This is a genomic window from Vibrio sp. 2304 (assembly GCF_033339475.1).
Classification (GTDB): Bacteria; Pseudomonadota; Gammaproteobacteria; order Enterobacterales; family Vibrionaceae; genus Vibrio; species Vibrio alginolyticus.
On the sequence record NZ_JAWOUQ010000013.1, the window covers coordinates 94787 to 116159 of the forward strand.

At 43.4% G+C, this 21373-nt stretch carries 19 protein-coding genes; 11 read left to right on the forward strand and 8 right to left on the reverse strand.

Features of this window, described 5'->3' with window-relative positions:
• Positions 1 to 16: 16 nt before the first annotated feature.
• The gene (gene topA / locus R7P64_RS20550; RefSeq protein WP_318123915.1) at positions 17 to 2647 is read right to left on the reverse strand and encodes a type I DNA topoisomerase; all 2631 of its coding nucleotides are present in this window, start codon (positions 2645 to 2647) and stop codon (positions 17 to 19) included.
• Between the two features lie 434 nt (positions 2648 to 3081).
• On the opposite strand from topA, the gene R7P64_RS20555 reads away from it, so the two are divergent.
• Entirely contained in the window at positions 3082 to 3330 is a 249-nt protein-coding gene (locus R7P64_RS20555; protein ID WP_005387884.1) for a YciN family protein, read from the forward strand.
• 63 nt (positions 3331 to 3393) lie between these two features.
• Here R7P64_RS20555 and aroA read toward each other — a convergent pair whose 3' ends face one another.
• Both aroA and R7P64_RS20565 read right to left on the reverse strand, forming a co-directional pair.
• The gene (aroA, locus tag R7P64_RS20560) at positions 3394 to 4674 is read right to left on the reverse strand and encodes a 3-phosphoshikimate 1-carboxyvinyltransferase (protein ID WP_005387883.1); all 1281 of its coding nucleotides are present in this window, start codon (positions 4672 to 4674) and stop codon (positions 3394 to 3396) included.
• 290 nt (positions 4675 to 4964) lie between these two features.
• Entirely contained in the window at positions 4965 to 5441 is a 477-nt protein-coding gene (locus R7P64_RS20565) for a glycine zipper 2TM domain-containing protein (protein WP_213973495.1), read from the reverse strand.
• A 39-nt stretch (positions 5442 to 5480) separates the two neighbouring features.
• On the opposite strand from R7P64_RS20565, the gene aat reads away from it, so the two are divergent.
• The 3 genes from aat to infA all read left to right on the forward strand — a co-directional run bounded on the left by aat (position 5481) and on the right by infA (position 7186).
• Positions 5481 to 6188 carry a leucyl/phenylalanyl-tRNA--protein transferase gene (gene aat / locus R7P64_RS20570; RefSeq protein WP_065274302.1) on the forward strand — a complete coding sequence of 236 codons (708 nt, stop codon included), beginning with the start codon at positions 5481 to 5483 and terminating at the stop codon, positions 6186 to 6188.
• Positions 6185 to 6886, forward strand: coding sequence for an arginyltransferase (locus R7P64_RS20575; protein ID WP_213973494.1), 702 nt, complete (start codon positions 6185 to 6187; stop codon positions 6884 to 6886). The genes aat and R7P64_RS20575 overlap by 4 nt, the downstream gene beginning before the upstream one ends.
• A gap of 81 nt (positions 6887 to 6967) precedes the next feature.
• Positions 6968 to 7186, forward strand: a complete 219-nt coding sequence (gene infA, locus R7P64_RS20580; RefSeq protein WP_001040192.1) for a translation initiation factor IF-1 — start codon at positions 6968 to 6970, stop codon at positions 7184 to 7186.
• A gap of 133 nt (positions 7187 to 7319) precedes the next feature.
• Here the strand turns inward: infA and clpA are convergent, their stop codons facing one another.
• Complete coding sequence (clpA, locus tag R7P64_RS20585) at positions 7320 to 9587, reverse strand: ATP-dependent Clp protease ATP-binding subunit ClpA (RefSeq protein ID WP_005387879.1); 2268 nt, start codon at positions 9585 to 9587, stop codon at positions 7320 to 7322.
• Between the two features lie 50 nt (positions 9588 to 9637).
• Positions 9638 to 9958, reverse strand: coding sequence for an ATP-dependent Clp protease adapter ClpS (gene clpS, locus R7P64_RS20590; protein ID WP_005378419.1), 321 nt, complete (start codon positions 9956 to 9958; stop codon positions 9638 to 9640).
• A gap of 704 nt (positions 9959 to 10662) precedes the next feature.
• Between clpS and cspD the strand changes: the two genes are divergently transcribed.
• On the forward strand, positions 10663 to 10881 hold the full coding sequence (gene cspD / locus R7P64_RS20595) for a cold shock domain-containing protein CspD (protein WP_005378407.1): 219 nt from the start codon (positions 10663 to 10665) through the stop codon (positions 10879 to 10881).
• A gap of 183 nt (positions 10882 to 11064) precedes the next feature.
• On the opposite strand, the gene R7P64_RS20600 is transcribed toward cspD, so the two are convergent.
• Positions 11065 to 13290, reverse strand: a complete 2226-nt coding sequence (locus R7P64_RS20600; protein WP_053349440.1) for an NADP-dependent isocitrate dehydrogenase — start codon at positions 13288 to 13290, stop codon at positions 11065 to 11067.
• A gap of 311 nt (positions 13291 to 13601) precedes the next feature.
• On the opposite strand from R7P64_RS20600, the gene R7P64_RS20605 reads away from it, so the two are divergent.
• A complete protein-coding gene (locus R7P64_RS20605) occupies positions 13602 to 14303 on the forward strand; it encodes a pseudouridine synthase (protein ID WP_005387874.1) in 702 nt (233 codons plus the stop codon).
• Between the two features lie 85 nt (positions 14304 to 14388).
• Here the strand turns inward: R7P64_RS20605 and R7P64_RS20610 are convergent, their stop codons facing one another.
• Both R7P64_RS20610 and R7P64_RS20615 read right to left on the reverse strand, forming a co-directional pair.
• The gene (locus R7P64_RS20610) at positions 14389 to 15066 is read right to left on the reverse strand and encodes a DUF2057 family protein (RefSeq protein WP_213893678.1); all 678 of its coding nucleotides are present in this window, start codon (positions 15064 to 15066) and stop codon (positions 14389 to 14391) included.
• Between the two features lie 76 nt (positions 15067 to 15142).
• Entirely contained in the window at positions 15143 to 16222 is a 1080-nt protein-coding gene (locus tag R7P64_RS20615; protein ID WP_005378424.1) for a porin, read from the reverse strand.
• A gap of 515 nt (positions 16223 to 16737) precedes the next feature.
• Between R7P64_RS20615 and dinG the strand changes: the two genes are divergently transcribed.
• From dinG to xthA, 5 genes are all read left to right on the forward strand, one after another.
• Positions 16738 to 18813 (forward strand): ATP-dependent DNA helicase DinG, encoded by a 2076-nt coding sequence (dinG, locus tag R7P64_RS20620; protein ID WP_318123916.1) that lies wholly within the window; start codon positions 16738 to 16740, stop codon positions 18811 to 18813.
• Positions 18814 to 18827: 14 nt separating this feature from the next.
• Positions 18828 to 19613 carry a sulfite exporter TauE/SafE family protein gene (locus R7P64_RS20625; RefSeq protein ID WP_138940022.1) on the forward strand — a complete coding sequence of 262 codons (786 nt, stop codon included), beginning with the start codon at positions 18828 to 18830 and terminating at the stop codon, positions 19611 to 19613.
• Complete coding sequence (locus tag R7P64_RS20630) at positions 19610 to 20155, forward strand: primosomal replication protein (RefSeq protein WP_005378431.1); 546 nt, start codon at positions 19610 to 19612, stop codon at positions 20153 to 20155. The genes R7P64_RS20625 and R7P64_RS20630 overlap by 4 nt, the downstream gene beginning before the upstream one ends.
• The gene (rsmS, locus tag R7P64_RS20635; RefSeq protein WP_005378432.1) at positions 20155 to 20319 is read left to right on the forward strand and encodes a pleiotropic regulatory protein RsmS; all 165 of its coding nucleotides are present in this window, start codon (positions 20155 to 20157) and stop codon (positions 20317 to 20319) included. Before R7P64_RS20630 ends, rsmS begins: the two co-directional genes overlap by 1 nt.
• A 95-nt stretch (positions 20320 to 20414) precedes the next feature.
• Positions 20415 to 21221, forward strand: a complete 807-nt coding sequence (gene xthA, locus R7P64_RS20640) for an exodeoxyribonuclease III (RefSeq protein ID WP_005378433.1) — start codon at positions 20415 to 20417, stop codon at positions 21219 to 21221.
• Positions 21222 to 21373: the final 152 nt, after the last annotated feature.

The window sequence follows — 21373 nt, forward strand, 5'->3', positions numbered from 1 at the left end:
CTTAGATCGTACGTTTTTATGCTTTCGCTTTTTTACGCTTATCAGTGACTTCCCACTTACCGTCAACAAAGAGCGCTGTCCAACCAGATGGTTTGCCATTCTCTTCCGAACGAACGTAGTTCTCTTTTGTTTTGCGACTAAAGCGTACGACTGCAGGACGACCATCAGGATCTTCTTGCGGTGCGGTCGCTAGGTATTTGAACTTCTCAGGTAAACGCTCTTCAAAACGTGCCAGTTCAGCAACCAAAGGAGCACGTGTCTCGCGCGATTTCGGGAAGTTGCTTGCCGCCATAAATAGACCTGAAGCACCATCACGAAGTACGAAATACGCATCTGAGTTTTCACATGGCAACTCGGGGAAATGAACAGGATCTTCTTTCGGGGGCGCGACTTCGCCATTCTTCAAGATCTTACGAGTGTTCTTACACGTTTCGCTCGTACAATCCATGTATTTACCAAAGCGACCGTTCTTAAGCACCATATCAGAGCCACATTTGTCACATTCAACAACTGGACCATCGTAGCCTTTTACTTTGAACTCGCCGTATTCAACAAGGTAGCCTTCACAATTCGGGTTATTACCACAAACATGCATCTTACGCTTGTCATCAATCAGGTATGCGTCCATCGCTGTTTCACAGATCGGACAACGCTTTTTAGCGCGCAGAGCTGCGGTTTCAACGTCTTCTTCTAGAACGTTAATAATACCTTCTTCGTCACCCAAGTTGATGGTTGTCTTACAACGCTCTTTTGGTGGTAACGCGTAACCTGAACAGCCTAAGAACACACCTGTCGAAGCAGTACGGATGCCCATTAGACGGCTACACGTCGGACACTCGATATCCGTCATGACGATGTGATTTAACTTCATACCGCCTTCTGACTCATCTAGCTCCGCTTTTTCAAGATCGCCAGTAAAATCAGCAAAGAAGTTGTCTAACACAGCTTTCCAGTTCACTTCACCTTCAGCGATTTGGTCCAATTTCTGTTCCATACGCGCAGTAAAGTCGTAGTTCATCAAATCGTTAAAGCTGTCATCAAGGCGGTCAGTAACAATTTCACCCATTTTTTCAGCGTAGAAACGGCGCTGATCAACTTTCACGTAGCCACGATCTTGAATCGTAGAAATGATCGATGCGTAAGTCGACGGACGACCAATGCCTCGTTTCTCCAGCTCTTTAACCAGTGCTGCTTCAGTGTAGCGCGCAGGTGGCTTTGTAAAGTGCTGTTTAGGGTCAAGTGACTCTAAGCTTAGCTTATCGCCAAGTTGTACCGCTGGAAGGATTGTATCCTCGTTTTTGCCCATTGGACGCTGTACACGAGTCCAGCCGTCAAATTTAAGGATACGGCCTTTCGCTTTAAGCGTGTATTCTGCCGCTTTTACGCTAATGGTTGTTGAATCGTATTCTGCTGGCGTCATTTGACACGCTACAAACTGATTCCAAATCAAAGCGTAAAGTTTGTGCGCATCAGCATCGACACCTTGCAGGTCTTCCGCCTTAACACCCACATTTGAAGGACGGATCGCTTCGTGCGCTTCCTGTGCTCCTTCTTTGCTACCGTACGTCAATGGTTTCGCTGGTAGGTACTTATCACCAAACTCAGAACCAATAAAGTCACGTACAGCGTCCACAGCCTCGGCACTTAGGTTAGTCGAGTCAGTACGCATATAAGTGATGTAACCGGCCTCATAGAGGCGCTGAGCTAGCATCATGGTCTTTTTCACGCCGTAGCCCAGACGTGTACTTGCTGCCTGTTGAAGCGTAGAGGTGATGTAAGGTGCTGAGGGCTTGCTCTTTGTAGGGCGGTCTTCACGCTTACATACTTCGTAACTTGCATTCTCAAGTACAGACATCGCTGCTTTGGTTTCTGCCTCATTAACTGGCTTAAACGCAGAACCGTCTTTCTGAGCAACAAGCAGTTTAAAGTCCGCTTTGTCTTTCGTTTTCGTATTCGCATGAATGTCCCAGAATTCTTCTGGTACAAACGCGTTAATCTCACGCTCGCGCTCAACTAACAGTTTCACCGCAACAGACTGCACGCGACCAGCAGATAAACCACGAGCCACTTTTTTCCAAAGTAAAGGTGAAACCATAAAACCAACGACACGGTCCATGAAGCGACGTGCTTGTTGGGCATTTACACCATCCATGTTCAGCTCGCCAGGTGTCTGGAAAGCTTGTTGGATCGCGTTTTTCGTAATTTCGTTAAAAACTACACGTTTGTATCGCTCTTCATCGCCACCGATGATCTCACGAAGGTGCCATGCGATTGCTTCCCCTTCGCGGTCCAAATCGGTTGCGAGATAAACGCAATCTGCGTCTTTGGCGAGTTTTTGTAGTTCGTTGACAACTTTTTCTTTGCCTGGAAGGATTTGGTAATTCGCTTCCCAGTCATGATATGGGTTAATCCCCATCTTTTTGATCAACGCTTTGCGGTCTTTCTCTTTTTTAACGCGCGCTTTCTCTTCCGGACTCATCCCTTTAGTTGAGATGGCTGCGGCTTTTTTCTCACCAGTGCTTTGACCGGCCGTAGGCAGATCACGCACATGACCAACACTAGACTTAACAATAAAGTCTTTACCAAGGTACTTATTTATCGTCTTTGCCTTGGCTGGTGACTCCACTATAACGAGTGATTTACCCATAACTGACTCTAACGTCCTTCATAATAATGCGGGTAGAAACCTTGTTTAAAGGCCACCCGCATAATGTTCTATTTCATTGCTTCTTTTTTTACTATTGTGCGAGATGAAAAGAAGATCAACTGCTTTTTTGAAATTCAGATCCGATTGGTTGACAATTCATCGTCTTTATACTTCAAAGAGACAGGGTTCTGAAAGGTATTGAGCGGCATATCTAAACAGGCAAACTTAGCATCCGCTAATCCAATGCAATAAATTTTGTTACCCATCACAAAATAGTTTGGTTCAATGCTCTGCCATCTTCCTCCGCATCATGCTTATACTCTAAAAATTGATCTGTTTAGTCTTACTGAACGATTGACTGAATTAATCATGCAAACCCATTTTAGTTGTAGGTATACTCAGCGTTCTTAACTGAATAGGATGGTAGAAAGAATATGTCTGATAGAACGTTTATCGAAGAGTTCGACCTTCTTTTGATCGCTAACCAAATCATCCAAGAGCACGATGATTACATCGAGGGGATGCGAGCAACAAGCGTAGAAGAAAAAGAAGGTGTTTTAGTTTTTAAAGGTGAATACTTCCTTGATGACAAAGGTTTACCAACTTCAAATACGACTGCAGTATTCAATATGTTCAAATACTTAGCGCATCACCTTTCTAAGGAATTTACGCTGGTTAAATAGTATTGGGAAACAAAAAAGCCAGAGTGTTATTCACTCTGGCTTTCCTGTTTTAGGTCAGAATATTTAGCAACTTAAAGCCTTAAGTTTGTCGAAGTAGTCAGGGAACGTTTTCGACGTACACTTTGGATCGTTAATCGTCACAGGCGTATCACTAAGTGCCACCAGCGAAAAACACATCGCCATACGATGATCATCGTAAGTATCAATCGCTGCATGCTTTAACTGAGAAACAGGTTTGACGATGATGTAGTCTTCCCCTTCTTCCACTTCCGCACCAACTTTACGTAACTCAGTCGCCATAGCTGACAAACGGTCTGTTTCTTTTACACGCCAGTTATAAACGTTACGAATAGCGGTAGTGCCTTCGGCAAATAACGCTGTTGTCGCGATGGTCATTGCAGCATCAGGGATATGGTTGTAATCCATATCAATGCCTTTTAATTGACCAACACGTGAAATTACGTAGTCATCACCCCATTCAATTTCTGCACCCATTTTTTCAAGCGCATCAGCAAATTGAATATCACCTTGAATGCTGTTTTTACCGATACCCGTTACTTTAACTTCTCCACCTTTGATGGCTGCCGCCGCCAAGAAGTAAGAAGCAGAAGACGCGTCACCTTCAACCAAGAAATCACCTGGAGCGATGTATTGCTGACCGGCTGGAATCACAAACTCTTGATAGTCGTTGTTGATCACATCGACCCCAAACTGCTTCATAATATGCAGGGTGATATCGATATAAGGCTTAGAAACCAAATCGCCTTCGATGTTGATGCGAATTTCACCTTCAGCCAATGGCGCAGACATTAAGAAAGCGGTCAAGAACTGACTTGAAATGGACCCATCGATAGAAACTGTACCTGCTTTTAGGCCAGTACCAATTATTTTGAGAGGTGGAAAGTTCTCGTTTTCCATGTACTCAACGTTCGCACCAGCATCTTTCAGTGCCGTGACAAGGTGGCCAATTGGACGCTCTTTCATACGAGGTTCGCCCGTCAGTACATACTCCCCTTCTCCAAGACAAAGAGCCGCAGCTAATGGTCGCATCGCAGTGCCAGCATTGCCGAGAAATAATTCTACTGGTTCTGAGACAGAAAACGGACGCCCAAGGCCTTCAACGAGACATTCTGTTTTATCTTCGGAAAGTTGGTATTGAACGCCTAGTTTAGTCAGCGCATTCAGCATATGACGAATATCATCACTGTCGAGGAGATTAGTAAGGCGAGTTCTGCCTTTAGCAAGAGCAGCAAGTAAAAGAGCTCGATTAGAAACGCTTTTAGAGCCAGGAAGGTTCACTTCCCCTTGAATTTTATTGATAGGTTGTAACGTTAGGCTTTCCATTAAAAGTTGATAATCCTTTGTGCCCTCAACATACGATTTTTTATGAGGGCTAAACAATTCTTCGTGAATTCAGACTACCCAAAAAAACACGACAAAACCAGAGTAAATCGGTGCTAATTTATGAATATCCTCAAGCAGCCTAAAGATACAGAATTAAAGGCATTGCCAGCGATGTAAATCAGAGCGAAAGAAGCACGGCGAAACAGCAAACTATTTCGACTTTATTTGACGATAAGCTAGCCCGACTGTACATGCCTGATTAGGCTTCGTTAGGCTAAAACAACCTAGGGTTAATAAGTGATATCAACCCTGACTCCATCATCAAAATATAAAATACGAACTTCATCCCCTCGACTAAATAACATATTTTTATCAACATCTTGGATGACATTAATTAGCTTATCACCCTTCACTTTGATGAGTAGCTCAACTAACTTATATTCAACCGTGTATTGGTAATTACTTTGGTTTTGAGCAACTGCGGCACCTGCAAGCGCACCCACTGCCGTCGCGACTTCTCTTCCCGTACCGCCACCAAATTGATTACCGACTAAACCACCGATAGTGGCACCAAGTAGTGTCTTCCAACCGTTACTTTTCGATTGAACAACCTCTTGTTGAGTAATATAACGGACAGAGTCAATCTTCCCGTAAACTACTTCATTAACTGGCTTGGCAACATTTCTTTCATAGGCTGCGTTGGCGGCAAGTGGTAAAAACAGTATGATCCCAAGCCATACTTTTACGATATTTCTTAACCAGGTCATCATAAACTCCTCTGACTCCAATGTTGGTAACGACTTCTTATGGCTATTTATTTAACTGAACTCGATGAAACGTTCAACTTTCCCTCACCCTATAAAGCACTCAGCGACCCCAATGGTTTGCTGGCTTTTGGTGGTGACTTAAACCCCATGAGAATCCTCAATGGTTACTATCAAGGCATTTTCCCTTGGTATGGTCCTGGTGAACCTATTTTATGGTGGAGCCCTTCTCCGCGCGCTGTGTTTGACCCATTGCAGTTTAAGCCATCTAAAAGTCTCAAAAAATTTCAGCGTAAACATAACTATAAAGTAACACTCAATTTCGCGACAGAAGAAGTGATTAGACTATGTTCTTCAACACGCCCTGCAGAGGAAACATGGCTCAACGAGGAAATGCAAACTTCCTACATTGAGTTAGCCAAACTTGGTCACTGTCACTCTGTAGAAGTATGGCATGACACCAACCTGATTGGCGGACTATATGGCATCTGCGTGGGCCAACTTTTTTGCGGAGAGTCGATGTTTAGTCTAAAAGATAACGCATCCAAAATTGCATTGTGGTACTTATGCAACCATTTGGCGTCAAAGCAAGGTCAATTAATCGATTGCCAAGTTATGAATTCTCACTTGGCATCACTTGGCGCATTTGAACTTGAGCGTGACGAATTTATGCAAAAACTACTATCTTTAAGAGAAAAGCAAACACTATTTGATGCCTATCAGCCCCAAGTTTTGCAGGATTCAGTATGAGTACGGATATACAACATATTCGAATAGGGTTGACGAATAATCACCCTTGTAGTTATTTGCCTGAACGGCAAGAGCGGGTTGCGGTGGCGCTTGATGAAAGGCTGCATACTGAAGAAAATTACCAGTTGCTCATGGCTAACGGTTTTCGTCGTAGCGGAGATACCATATATAAACCGCATTGCGAGCATTGCACCGCTTGCCAGCCAATTCGAGTCTCGATTCCAGACGTTAGACTATCAAAAAGTCAGAAGAGGCTGCTTAATAAAGCACAGTCTTTACGCTGGGAAATGAAACCTGAAATGGATGAGGAATGGTTTGAGCTTTACAGTCGGTACATCGGCAAACGGCATAAAAACGGCACTATGTACCCACCAAAGCGTGATGAGTTTGCTCGATTTGCTCAAACCAGCTGGCTGACAACGTCGTTTTTACACATTTACGATGAATCAGATCAATTGCTCGCCATTGCAGTGACAGATTTGATGCCACAATGCTCGAGTGCTTTTTATACTTTCTTTGACCCTGACTACGAGTTATCTCTTGGCACGTTAGCGGTGCTTTATCAAATTAAATACTGCCAAGAAAACAAACAACAGTGGCTATATTTGGGATATCAGATTGATGAGTGCCCAGCAATGAGCTACAAAACACGCTTTCAACGCCACCAAAGGCTAGTAAATCAGCGTTGGCGAGGGTAGAATACGCCTCAACTTTACATAATTACTATTTAGCGGCAGAATATAGCCCGCTAATATTGCCTAATTTCTAAAGAGGATTAAATGGCTAAAGAAGACGTAATCGAGATGCAAGGCACAGTCCTTGACACTCTACCAAACACTATGTTCCGTGTTGAACTTGAAAACGGTCACGTTGTGACTGCTCACATCTCTGGCAAGATGCGTAAGAACTACATCCGTATCCTAACGGGTGACAAAGTAACTGTAGAGATGACTCCATACGACCTGTCAAAAGGCCGCATCGTCTTCCGCGCTCGTTAATCTCTGATTTTCGGATGCAATAAAAAACGGAGCAAGCTGCTCCGTTTTTTATTGCATAATTTTTTCCGATTTAGTTCAGATAAAAAAGCGCACGATCTTCTCGTGCGCTTTTGCGTTTGTTACCGACTAACGATTAATGCATCGCTGTCTCTTTCTCACTTAAGTATTCAAACTCAAGCGTATCGTTGACCAGCGTTACCTTCACTGTACCGCCGTCAACTAAAGATCCAAACAACAGTTCGTTAGCCAAAGGCTTCTTAAGCTGTTCTTGGATAACACGCCCCATTGGGCGAGCCCCCATAGCTTTGTCATAACCTTTATGTGCTAACCAATGGCGAGCGTCTTGCGATACTTCCATTGAAACGCCTCTCGCATCAAGTTGCACTTGCAGTTCAACAATGAACTTATCAACCACTTGATGGATAACGCTTTCATCAAGGCTGTTAAACCAGATGATGTTATCAAGACGGTTACGGAACTCAGGAGTAAACACCTTCTTAATTTCCGCCATTGCATCGTGACTGTTGTCTTGTTGAATCAAACCAATTGATTTCTTCTCGGTTTCCGCCACACCTGCGTTAGTTGTCATAACAAGAATGACATTACGGAAGTCTGCTTTGCGACCATTGTTGTCCGTTAGCGTACCGTTATCCATGACTTGCAACAACAGGTTAAAGATATCAGGGTGCGCTTTTTCAATCTCATCAAGTAATACGACTGAATGTGGGTGCTTAATAACAGCATCGGTTAGCAAACCACCTTGGTCATAACCGACATAACCAGGAGGCGCACCAATTAAGCGACTTACGGAGTGACGCTCACCATACTCAGACATATCAAAACGAAGTAGTTCGATACCTAGAAGCTTAGATAACTGCACCGTCACCTCTGTTTTACCAACCCCTGTTGGGCCTGCAAACAAGAATGAACCAACAGGTTTGTTGTCTACACCTAAACCTGCACGTGTCAGCTTGATCGCCTCGGACAATGCATCAATCGCATTATCTTGACCGAATACCAACATCTTCATTTTGCTATCTAAGTTTTTCAAAATGTCTTTATCTGAAGAAGAAACCGACTTCTCTGGAATTCGCGCCATTTTGGCAACCATTGATTCGATATCAGCCACTCCGACCGTTTTTTTACGACGGCTTGCAGGAGCAAGACGACTACGAGCACCAGCTTCATCAATGACATCAATAGCCTTATCTGGTAGATGGCGTTCATTAATGTATTTAGCCGACAATTCTACCGCGGCACGCAGTGCTTTATTGGTATAACGTACTTCATGGTGAGCTTCGTACTTCGGCTTCAAGCCCATCAAGATTTTAGTTGTATCATCCAATGAGGGCTCTACAACGTCTATCTTTTGGAAGCGGCGAGACAACGCACGCTCTTTCTCGAAAATGTTGCTGTATTCTTGGTATGTCGTCGAACCAATACAACGCAACTTACCGCTACTTAAAAGAGGCTTAATAAGATTTGCTGCATCGACTTGACCACCAGATGCCGCGCCTGCACCGATGATGGTATGTATTTCATCGATGAACAAAATGGCATCTTCTTCTTTTTCAAGTTGTTTCAAAATCGCCTTGAAGCGCTTTTCAAAATCACCGCGATATTTGGTACCAGCGAGCAAAGAACCAATATCTAGTGAATAAATCACGCTGTTTTGAATAACCTCAGGGACCTGCCCTTCGACAATTCGCCATGCAAGACCTTCCGCAATGGCTGTTTTACCAACCCCTGCCTCACCCACTAGTAGTGGATTATTCTTGCGGCGTCGACAAAGTACCTGAATAGTGCGCTCTAACTCTTTATCACGTCCAATGAGTGGGTCGATGTTTCCATCTTTAGCGACTTGATTAAGATTCGTCGCAAAGCTTTCTAGGCGTTCTTCAGAATTAGGCTCTTCAACACTTTCTGAGCTAAACGAGTCTGATGATGAATCCTCACCTGCACCTGATGCTTTAGTAATACCGTGGGAGATGAAGTTAACAATATCTAATCGGGAGATGTCATTTTTCTTCAGTAAGTAAGCGGCATGCGACTCTTGTTCACTGAAGATAGCAACAAGCACGTTGGCGCCTGTTACTTCATTACGACCAGACGACTGTACATGAAAGACGGCGCGTTGTAGTACACGTTGAAAACTCAAAGTCGGCTGCGTTTCACGCGTCTCATCACTATCTGGGATAAGAGGCGTAGTTTGATCGATGAAAATATCGAGTTCGTTGCGTAAAGCGTCAAGATCCGCCTTACAAGCTAGAAGGGCTTCCTTAGCTGCATCATTTTCCAACAATGCAAGTAGGAGGTGTTCGACAGTCATAAACTCGTGGCGTTTATCTCGCGCCCGAGCAAATGCACCGTTAAGGCTTGACTCTAGTTCTTTATTTAGCATAAGTACCTCCCGAAAAAACAACTGGGGTTGTTCGAGCAAGTCTTCTTTGTTTACGCTTGCTCCATAGTGCAAAGTAGCGGATGTTCATTTTCCCTTGCGTACATCGTAACTTGCGCTACTTTTGTTTCGGCAATTTCTGCGCTGTATGTGCCGCAGATTGCCTTTCCTTCATAGTGGACCTGAAGCATGATTTGAGTTGCTTTATCAATATCATGTGAGAAAAATCGCTCAAGCACCTCTATGACGAAATCCATAGGTGTATAGTCATCATTATTGAGTACGACATTGTACAGCTTAGGTGGCTGGACTTTCGTACTTTCTCGCTCCAGAAGATCAGAGTCCGGAGTGACCCATTCAAAATTTTTACTCATGGCAATCTAAAGATATCGTATCAAAGGGTTGATGTTTTCGACCTATAAAAACAATCTACCACAAGCGTGCAGCGCGGTGTAGTGAGTTATGGCACCGAATTCGATCTTTGATCGATAAAAGTTGCTACCTAATATAGAGACTAATGCACGTCTTGATACGGCGCAAATAAAAGATGCTTGTCGATAAGTTACACATTTTTTCTTATAAAAGAACTTTCTATTTATTGCTTTCGGACTATTGCAAACCACCCCATCATCTTCTATCTGGATCACACTTCCTCATTGAGAATACGGTAATTATCACGAAAACTTCATTTTTTATTCAGTTAGAGGATTCTTCTCCCATAAGCAACACGGACAGTATGGCTTTTTCAGTATGAGCCACTTCATAGGCAAATTGACTAAACTTCTGCGTATATACGAAAAACTGTTTGCAAATTTGTTAATCTCAAAAGTGATTTGTTTTCAATTATGTTTCTGTTTGTTGCTCACTGCTATTGACTGTCGAAATTCATTGACTACAGTGGAAAGTGTCGATGCATAAATCATCATTTTGAAACTTCTCTTCTTTAAGTGGTTTGATGAATGTGACTTATCATTGATTTGACGTTTGTTGGCATTCGCTGACAATGGTAGTACCAAGTTAAAGGTATAACTTGGTTGCAGTAACAACATCAGTAAAAAATGCATGAGGGATGTAAAGCATGGCTACAGGTACAGTAAAGTGGTTTAACAATGCCAAAGGATTTGGGTTTATTTGTTCAGATGAAGAAGAGGGAGATATCTTTGCCCACTACTCAACTATCCAGATGGACGGTTATCGTACACTGAAAGCAGGCCAACAAGTCTCTTACGAGATTGAAAAAGGTCCCAAAGGCTGTCACGCGAGTAGCGTCGTGCCTCTTGAAGGCCAAGCCAAATAATTAGAGCGCCGTCGAAATATAAAAATATTGCTCTCGAAACGCCACGTTGATGTTTTGAAGAGAAAAATAAACCCGCCAAGATAGCGGGTTTCTTACTATTTAGAGCACGTGTTACAAAAGGAACACTTACAACGCACTTACAGGATAGGAAACACGCCGAAAACGACGTGTTTTTACACTAACTTACTTGTTAATGATTGCGTTAAAGGTTTCGCTTGGACGCATCAATTTAGAAACCAATGCATCGTCTAGTAAGTAGTAGCCTCCTAGCTCACCTTTCACGCCTTGCGCATTATTTAGCTCAGCAACGATCGTTTCTTCCTGCTCTGACAGCGCTTTTGCAATTGGTGCAAATTCAGCAGCAAGATCCGCATCACCCGTTTGCTCTGAAAGCGCTTTCGCCCAGTAAAGTGCAAGATAGAAGTGGCTTCCACGGTTATCTAGCTCACCCACTTTGCGTGACGGAGATTTGTTGGTGTCTAAAAACTCACCGGTCGCTTTATCTAGTGTATCTGCGAGAACCTGAGCCTTAGGATTGTTTGTCGCTACACTTAAATGCTCTAACGAAGCTGCAAGCGCTAGGAACTCGCCCAAAGAATCCCAACGAAGGTGATTCTCTTTTTCTACTTGTTGAACGTGCTTAGGAGCAGAACCACCAGCGCCTGTTTCAAATAGACCACCACCATTCATCAATGGAACAATAGATAGCATCTTAGCAGACGTACCTAACTCTAGAATTGGGAACAAGTCTGTTAGGTAGTCACGAAGAACATTACCTGTAACAGAGATAGTATCTAGGCCCGCTTTCATACGCTCTAGTGAGTACTTACAAGCTTCAACAGGAGATAGGATCTTAATCTCTAGACCGTCAGTATCGTGATCTGGTAGGTAGGCGTTTACTTTCTTGATGAGCTCAGCATCGTGCGCGCGGTTTTCATCTAGCCAGAATACAGCTGGAACACCTGTTGCACGTGCGCGAGTCACTGCTAGTTTAACCCAATCTTGGATTGGTGCGTCTTTAACCTGACACATACGGAAGATATCACCTTCTTCAACCGCTTGCTCTAACAGTACGTTACCTGAAGCATCAACAACGCGAACAGTACCCGCAGCGTCTAGAATGAATGTCTTGTCGTGAGAACCATACTCTTCAGCTTTCTGAGCCATTAGACCAACGTTAGGTACGCTACCCATAGTGGTTGGATCAAATGCGCCGTGCTCTTTACAGAAATCAATAACCGCTTGGTAAATACCTGCGTAGCTACGATCTGGAATCATCGCTTTGGTGTCTTTTTGTTTACCATCTGGTCCCCACATTTGACCCGAAGAGCGAAGCATTGCTGGCATAGAAGCATCTACAATAATGTCACTTGGTACATGTAAGTTTGTGATACCACGATCAGAGTCAACCATCGCAAGTTCTGGTTGAGTTTGGTAAACCGCTTGAATGGCCGCTTCAATTTCTGCTTTTTGCGCTTCAGGTAGAGACTCAATTTTTGAGTAAACATCACCGATGCCATTGTTTACATCAACGCCTAGCTCTTCAAACAGCTTACCGTACTTATCGAAAACGTCTTTGTAGTAAACTTTTACGGCATGGCCGAAAATGACAGGGTCAGAAACTTTCATCATCGTCGCTTTCATATGAAGAGACAGCAGCACGTCTTGTGCTTTCGCTTCAGCAATCTCTTTCTCGAAAAATTCAACCAACGCCTTCTTCTTCATTACTGAAGTATCAATGACTTCTTTATCTAGTAATGGGAACGCAGACTTAAGCTCTTTAACTGTACCATCATTACCGACAAACTCGATTTTGACCTCTGTTGCACCAGAGATAGTTGTAGACTTTTCGCTACCAAAGAAGTCATTGTCTGACATGCTCGCAACATGAGACTTAGATTCTGCTGACCATGCACCCATTGAGTGTGGGTTTTTCTTCGCGTAGTTCTTAACCGAAGTCGGAGCACGACGGTCTGAGTTACCTTCACGAAGTACTGGGTTAACCGCACTACCTTTGATTTTGTCGTAAGCCGCTTTAATCGCTTTCTCTTCGTACGTGCTCGGCTCTTCTGGGTAGTTTGGTAAATCGTAACCTTTCGCCTGAAGCTCTTTAATCGCCGCTTTAAGCTGAGGAACTGAAGCTGAAATGTTAGGTAGCTTGATGATATTTGCTTCTGGAGTTTGAGCTAGTTCACCAAGCTCAGTCAACGCATCGCCAATGCGCTGTTCTTCTTTTAGATGCTCTGGGAAGTTAGCGATAATTCGACCTGCTAGTGAAATATCACGAGTATCTACATTGATGCCAGACGATGCTGTGAATGATTGAATGATTGGTAGTAATGAATAAGTTGCTAGCGCCGGCGCTTCATCAGTGATGGTGTAGATAATTGTAGGTTTTTCTGTAGGCATGAAATTTCCCTATTTTTTAATCAACTTGTTGGCTGATCAACTCAGCGTCTGAGTTGGTTTAATTGACGCATTGCTGCACGTTAGCAGTACATGTCTCCTCACTAACGCCACATGCGGTTCGCACTCTTTGTTGTAGTTTGAAGCTCTAAGCTCTGAATCCATGAGTGCACTGATATAATTAAACAAATAACACGAATTAGTCTATCATTCTGTGCGCGTTTGTTAGTTTTAGGCGCGCAAATCATATCCGATCATGAGAAAACTTAAAACTTTCAAACACAGTTCATTTACATTTTTGCAGGGTAGTTAACATGTCATCTCGTACAGGTCAGGAAAAAGGTCGCAGTCGTAACCAGTCTAAAACGGGCCATTTTAAACACTCAGGAGCTCGCAATGGCTCGAAGACTCGTACTCAGCAAGACCGCCGCCCTAATCGCCCAACAAAAAGCCAAAAGCCAAAAGTGGCCCCTAAAGATCGTAAAGTCATTATTTTCAATAAGCCTTACGATACGCTCAGTCAATTTACCGATGGCGATGGTCGCAAAACGTTAGCGGACTATATCCCAATCAAAAATGTCTATGCGGCTGGCCGATTGGACCGAGACAGCGAAGGTTTGATGGTACTCACTAACGATGGCATCTTGCAGGCGAAGCTAACGCAGCCAAAGTCAAAATCGCCGAAGACTTATTGGGTTCAAGTTGATGGCGCTCCTCAGGAGCAAGATCTTGAAAAATTGAGAAAGGGAGTAGAGCTAAAAGATGGTATGACTCTACCAGCCGAAGTTGAAGTTATTCCAGAACCACAAGTCTGGGACAGAACGCCTCCGGTCCGTTTTCGCGCAAATATCCCTACCACTTGGTTAGCCATTACCATTATTGAAGGAAGAAATCGTCAGGTGCGTCGCATGACTGCGCACATTGGCTTCCCTACTTTGCGCCTCATTCGTCATTCGATGGGTGATATCGTCCTTAACGACCTAATGCCTGGTGAATGGAGAGAAATCTCTCTCTAATAAGCAGAAAAGATAAAAGCAGGCTTAAAGCCTGCTTTTTAGATTCGTACTTTTTCAGTTAAGCCCTACCTAATGAACTAAGGGATTACTGCTCAGCAAGCCAGTTTTTAAAGGCCTCTTTTTCCGCCGGAGACGCTTTCTGGTACATCGTCTTTAATACATCAACCATTGGGCTGTCGTTTGATGCGGCTGTTGAACGGGTATCACTACTCTCAACTCGAGGCTCGATATCACTTACTGATTGTTGATGCTGATTCACAGTTACATAACTAACGGCAACACTCGCGATACCGCCAGCAATGTTGTAGTTACGAGATTCTTGAGGGTAATTACGACCAATTTGAACACCATCTGACTCTAATACATCTTCGACCAAAGCAATAGGTTGGCCTTTGGTATCCAGTAATTGCCAATCTAGAGGCGAGATGTTGTTTTGCGCTTGGCGAAGAGTTTTAAACTCTGGCAGCTCAAACGTTAGCTTTTCGTTTTCAGCATCAAATTTAGCAACGATTACATCACTGTAAACCGTCTTAAGGTTTTCGTTTGTTTCAAAAGCAGGTTGATATTTGAAGACAATTTGGTTAGTTCCGTCAGGGATCTCAATTGTCTTCTCACTAGAGAAAAGTCCCCCCTCAAGTTTTGGCTTCTCCATGTTGACGGCCAATAACTTCACGTCTTCTGGAACCACTAAAGTCGTTGCAGCATAAAGGTTTGTACTGGCAAGAATAGACAACGCCATTGCCACTTTTAATGATAACTGCATAGAATTTTTCATCCTTATCTTCATAGTAAAAGACCCAGCATATAGCTGGGTCTTACAATATCAAACTGGGTATTGATTACCAGTAGAAACGAGCACCAACACCGAAGTTAGTTGCGTCGTCTGTGTCTTTGTTGTCGAAGTCAGTACCTTCGAAAGTGTAACCCGCTTCTGCGAATACACGTGCCCATTTAGAGAACTTGTATTCAACACCAGCGTAGAACCAAGAAGAGTCTGCGTCTACTTTACCTGCTTCATCAGTAGACTGAGCTAGGTACTCGTAACCAGAGTATAGAGTTGTTTTAGGAGCAACAGCGAACATACCAGCTACAACGATGTAGTGTGAATCAACTGTTGATTTACCTAGCTTATCTTCGTTTTCGTTGTAGTAGTACGTAGCACCTAGAGTGTGCTCGTTTAGTGCGTACTCAGCAGTTACTTCAAAAGATAGGTTTTCGTTATCAGTACGCTCTGTGTGAGAAACTGTTTGCTCTACACCATTAAGAACTAGTTTTTTCTCTTTAGTTACGTTGATGTCGTTGTTCGCAGTAAGTACACCAGCGTGTAGAGATAGGTCGTTGAAAGATTTACCAACGAATACTTCTAGTACTTCTTCGTTAGAATCTTTTTCGCCTAGCGCGTAACCAGCTTTTAGCCAGAATGCGTCATTTTCGTAAGCGTATTTGATTTGAGAATCGTTGTTCCAAGCGTGACCGTATGCAGTTTCCGCTGCGTTACCACCGAAGAAGTAAGAGTAATCTGCGAAGTATACGTCATCAGCCCAAGTACCTTCTTTACCGAAGCGAAGAGTACCCATATCACCCATATCAAAACCGATGATGTGGCGACGTACGTATACAGAGTCATCTGTACGCTCGCTTGAATCAGCACCTGCGTCGTAATTGTCACCTAGAGCAACACCGATTTCAACTTCACCCAGAACTTTTAGGCTTTCGTCAACAACGTAAACCGCGTTCACACCAGTACGAGAAGAGCTAGTGTTTAGCTCTGCTGTGTGATCAGTTTTTTCTGTGAATAGAAGAGTTGGACGTAGCTGACCGTAGAAATCTACAGAACCTTCTTCAGATTTGAATACTTCAGCTGCGTTCACTGAAGTTGCAGACGCAACTACAGCTAGTGCTAATAGAGTTTTTTTCATAATTAATCCACTGCCTTTTCTTAGTTCGGGATATCCTTGTCCGGTTCCCTTTTTTTATATGTTTGAGGTAGAGCGTTAACAAAACGTTATACAGCACCTCCTCAAAATCTGGAGCTAAGAGTGCAAAAGATTATTCTGGCTGTCAAATTTTCTAAATACCAATGTAAAAAAAACAAAATTCCATTACAAAACAACAACTTAATAGGCTTACCTTTATTTATTCGACGAACATCTAACCAATCCCCATTATTATTTGTAATTTACAAAATTATTAACAAATGGTTTTTTAATCCAATAAGTAAATTTTAAAAAAACAAAAAAAGAATAAAAACCTACAAATAAGACCAATTTGGAGTTTTATATTTTTCATATCATGAAATTAATTTCATTAAGATAAGGTTCAATATTTTTTTGTGAAGGAGATCTACATTCCTTATAAAAGCATTCCGTTTTGTGAACTACTGTACAACTAGTGATGTGTGCTACTATTCGCCTCCAACGCATTTGAGGCCCGTATGCTGACCAGTAACATTCAAAAATCGATTCGTAATAGCTATCAAAACCTTCAAGATCAACTTGATAACTTTGTGCCTAGAAGAGCACAAAACTACCTTGTTGCAGAGATTGCAAAAACGCTGTGCGGTCAGTATCACAAATTTAACCGAATACTCGTTGCAGAAGCAGGGACTGGAATTGGTAAATCGCTCTCCTATCTAATGGCGACCATTCCCGTGGCTGTACATAACAATAGAAAAGTGGTTATCTCAACAGCGACCGTCGCTCTGCAAGAGCAGCTCATAAATAAAGACCTCCCTCTTTTTCGTCGGATTACCGACCGAGAGTTTTCTTTTATTTTGGCAAAAGGCCGTCAACGCTATTGTTGTGCAGAAAAGCTCGCCACTGCTAGCGGTGCTGATGGTGGCCAGTTAGCCATGTTTGAAACCAAACCTAAGCAAAAAGATATAGAGCTGTTAGAAACAATGCATCGCTCTCTTGCGCAAGGTAAATGGGACGGTGACCGTGATTCTTGGCCTAAACCCATCGACGATAAGCTTTGGCAACTGATTGTCAGTGATAAACACAGTTGCAATAACAGTTTACCAGGCCACCGCGGCTGCCCATTCCAAAAAGCGCGCTCAGAGTTGGATAAAAACGATGTCATCATTGCTAACCACTCTCTCGTCATGGCAGACGCAGATTTAGGTGGCGGCGTGATTTTACCTGAGCCAGAAAATACAATATACGTCTTCGACGAGGCACATCACTTACCTCACGTCGCTCGTGACCATGCTTCAGCATCTGCGAGTTTAAAAGGCGCGGCAGCATGGCTTGAGAAGTTAAATCAGTCGATTAGTAAGTTTTCATCACTCGCAGACGAGAAACGCGTAGCTCGATTTCGCAACGACCTTCAAGACGCGGTTCAGAACTTGATACCGGCACTGACTCAATTACCCAAACAGTTCGACCCAGCTCAATTTGAAGAGGGTATCTACCGCTTCGAACACGGTGAACTACCGGAGTGGCTAGAGAACCAATCCAAAGAACTAAAACAGTTCAGTAAAAAAGCAAATCAGAGTGTGGCAAAAATTGCCGACCTTATTGCGGAAAGAGTAAAAGACGGGGAGCTTGCGACAAGGTTGGCTGAACCAGCGCTTGCAGAGCTCGGTTTCTACATTCAAAGGTTAGAAAACCTAGCGCAAGTATGGCATTTAATGGCTGAACCAACTCGTGAAAAAGGTGCGCCTTTAGCTCGCTGGTTAGAAACCCACCCCGATCGCGAGGGTGATTTCATTGTGAGTGTTTCGCCACTTGAAATTGGATGGCAACTCGACCAACAGATTTGGAGCAGATGTATTGGCGCCATTTTGGTTTCCGCAACGATGCGTGCATTAAACTCTTTCCATTACTTTTGCCATCAGGTTGGTATTGATGGAAAACCAGAATCAGGCACTCAGTTTTTAGCGCTTGCGTCACCATTCGATTACCAAAACCAGGCAGAATTGCTCATCCCTGCGATGAAATATGAACCACCAGCGCCTCAATTTACTGAATATCTTATCGAGATATTGCCTAAGTACTTGGAAGACAAGAAAGCCAACTTAGTATTATTCTCATCCTATTGGCAGATGAACCAAGTCGCGAAGGCACTCTCTTCGGAGTTCATAAAAAAAGGCTGGGCGTTGCAAGTTCAAGGTGAAAGCTCACGTCAAGAAATTCTAAAAAAACATAAAAAGCTAATAGAATCAAATAAAACCAGCGTCTTATTTGGTACTGGCAGTTTCTCTGAGGGGCTAGACTTACCTGGCGAATTACTTGAAAACTTGGTGATTACAAAAATTCCATTTGGCGTTCCAACCTCCCCTGTTGAGCAGGCTCATTCCGAATACATTGAGAAAAAAGGAGGAAACCCGTTTATGCAAATAACTGTACCAGACGCAAGCAAAAAGCTGATCCAGAGCGTAGGTCGCTTACTGCGTAAAGAGAGAGATTCTGGTAGAGTAACGATTCTTGATCGACGCCTAGTCACTAAGCGATACGGACAAGCCTTAATCGACTCACTACCTCCATTTAAACGTAAAATAGAATATTAGAAGAATCACCATTTATGGAAATGATTGAGCCAACCATGCTGTTGGTGTTGGCGCTTGTCGCTTTTGTCGCAGGATTTATTGATGCAGTTGCCGGTGGTGGTGGCATGCTTACCGTACCTGCTCTACTTTCGCTAGGCTTGCCGCCTCATATTGCACTAGGCACCAATAAACTTGCCGCTACCTTTGCTTCTTCTACTGCAGCATTTACGTACTACAAAAAACGTCTATTCAAACCTCAATGCTGGAGGCGCGCATTCGTGGCAACACTCGTCGGAGCGACATTAGGTACGCTATTTGTAGATGCGATTAGTACGGATTGGCTGGAAAAAGGATTGCCGCTTGTTATTTTGGCGGCAGCGTTGTATACCGTTTTTCATAAAACACCCCACTCTGCTCATCAAAGTCCAATACCCGAGCCTTGCCCCAAACTTCATAAAAAACAGTACATACAAGGCTTATCAATCGGATTCTACGACGGACTCGCAGGGCCTGGAACTGGGGCTTTTTGGACAGTAAGTTCAATGGCGCTCTACCGGCTGAATATCTTGCTCGCCTCTGGCTTAGCAAAAGCAATGAACTTTACCAGTAACTTTACCTCTTTGATCACTTTTGCATTCCTCGGACATATCAACTGGGTGCTAGGCTTAACAATGGGAGTATGTTTAATGGCTGGTGCTTTTGTTGGCGCGCACTCCGCTATTAGATTTGGTTCTAAATTCATTCGTCCTGTATTTGTTACTGTCGTCAGCATACTAGCCATTAAATTGGCTTATGACGCATGGTTTGTAGGTTTGTCATGAACATTTCTCAACTCCAGGAAAATCTAGAACAAATGGCGAAGCAAGCCGCTGTTCTTGACCGTCAAAGAGGCGAACATCATGTTCCGCTTTTTGATGAGCGTTTATTTGGTTGCCGCTCTCGCTTACTTACTCCTTGCGTAAAAGAAGCAAAAGCCACGCTGGATGCGATTGTGCGTGAGCAAAATGAAGGTAAGCTCACCGCTTTGCGTGCTGAGTACCTCACTGAACGGTTAGTGGCGCAAATCGGTGCGATTCAACGCGAGATTTCTACCACTAAAATTCGTAAGAATGAAATCAAACATAGCAGCCATTTCCGTAAGCCTATCAACGTGCTTTATCAGGAGCTCGCTCAACACCAAGAGTGGGCAAGACGCTTGCGCGAGATGGTGTTAGAAAAAGAACGTGCTGTCGAAAGCGCTCCGAGTTTTATGCGTGCCGACGCTCAAAAAGTATTACTAGCAACCGAGCAACGTTTAGCGCGTTGTGAAGCAGCACTTCTTAAGCTAGAGAACCAAATTACACATAGGGAAAAACATCAATAATGGCTGACCAACCAACCTCGCCTTTAGATGACGCACCTGAAGAGATCAAACTGGCTGTCGATTTAATCTATTTGCTTGAGAGCAATGAGATAGATCCAGAAGTTGCGCTTAACGCTTTAAAGATCGTGCAAAACGACTTAGAAAACAAATTAAAAGCAAAGTAGCTCAGAGCGTTTCACTCCTTTCACCGAGACTCGTTTTCAGTGCTCTTACACAATGATACTATTCATAAAAAAGTACGCCCCCAAAAGGATAAATAATGAAAGTAATCAGCTTTAACATCAATGGACTACGTGCCCGACTGCACCAACTCCAAGCGCTAATCGACAAACACCAACCTGATGTGATTGGTCTTCAGGAAATTAAAGTTCACGATGAAGCATTCCCGATTGAAGCTGTCGAAGCCATGGGCTACAAAGTGTATTTTCATGGTCAAAAAGCACATTACGGCGTAGCAATGCTTTGTAAGCAAGAGCCTCTACACGTACAAAAAGGGTTCCCAACGGATAACGAAGAACATCAAAAGCGCATGATCATGGCAACGTTTTTAAATGAAAACGGCGAAAAGGTCACTGTGCTAAACGGCTATTTCCCTCAAGGGGATAACATCAGCCACGAAACCAAATTCCCATACAAGCGCCAATTCTATAAAGATCTGATGACCTACCTAAACGATCATCACAATAACGACGAGCAATTGATTGTTATGGGTGACATCAACATCAGCCCTATTGATGCAGATATCGGTATCGGCGAGCCAAACCGTAAACGTTGGCTAAAAACAGGTAAATGTTCATTCCAACCTGAAGAACGCGAATGGTTGAAAACCTTACTAGACTGGGGCTTTGTGGACACCTTCCGTAAGCTATACCCAGAGGTGAACGATCAATTTTCGTGGTTTGACTACCGTTCTCGCGGTTTTGATGATAACCGTGGCCTACGAATTGATGTCATTTTGGCAACCCCTTCTCTAGCGGAAAAGTGTATTGAATCTGGTATCGACTATGAGCTTCGTGGTATCGAGAAGCCTTCAGATCACGCACCAATCTGGTCGACATTTAAGTAATTTATTGCAAAGCTATAAGCGAGACTCAACGCTAAGCTTAGTCCAATAAAAAGGGAGACTCAGTCTCCCTTTTTCATTTTCAGCCCTAAACCACCTACTTCAGTAGGTGGTTATCATCCGTTTCGGCTTTGCCTGTAAAACTACTCATGCTA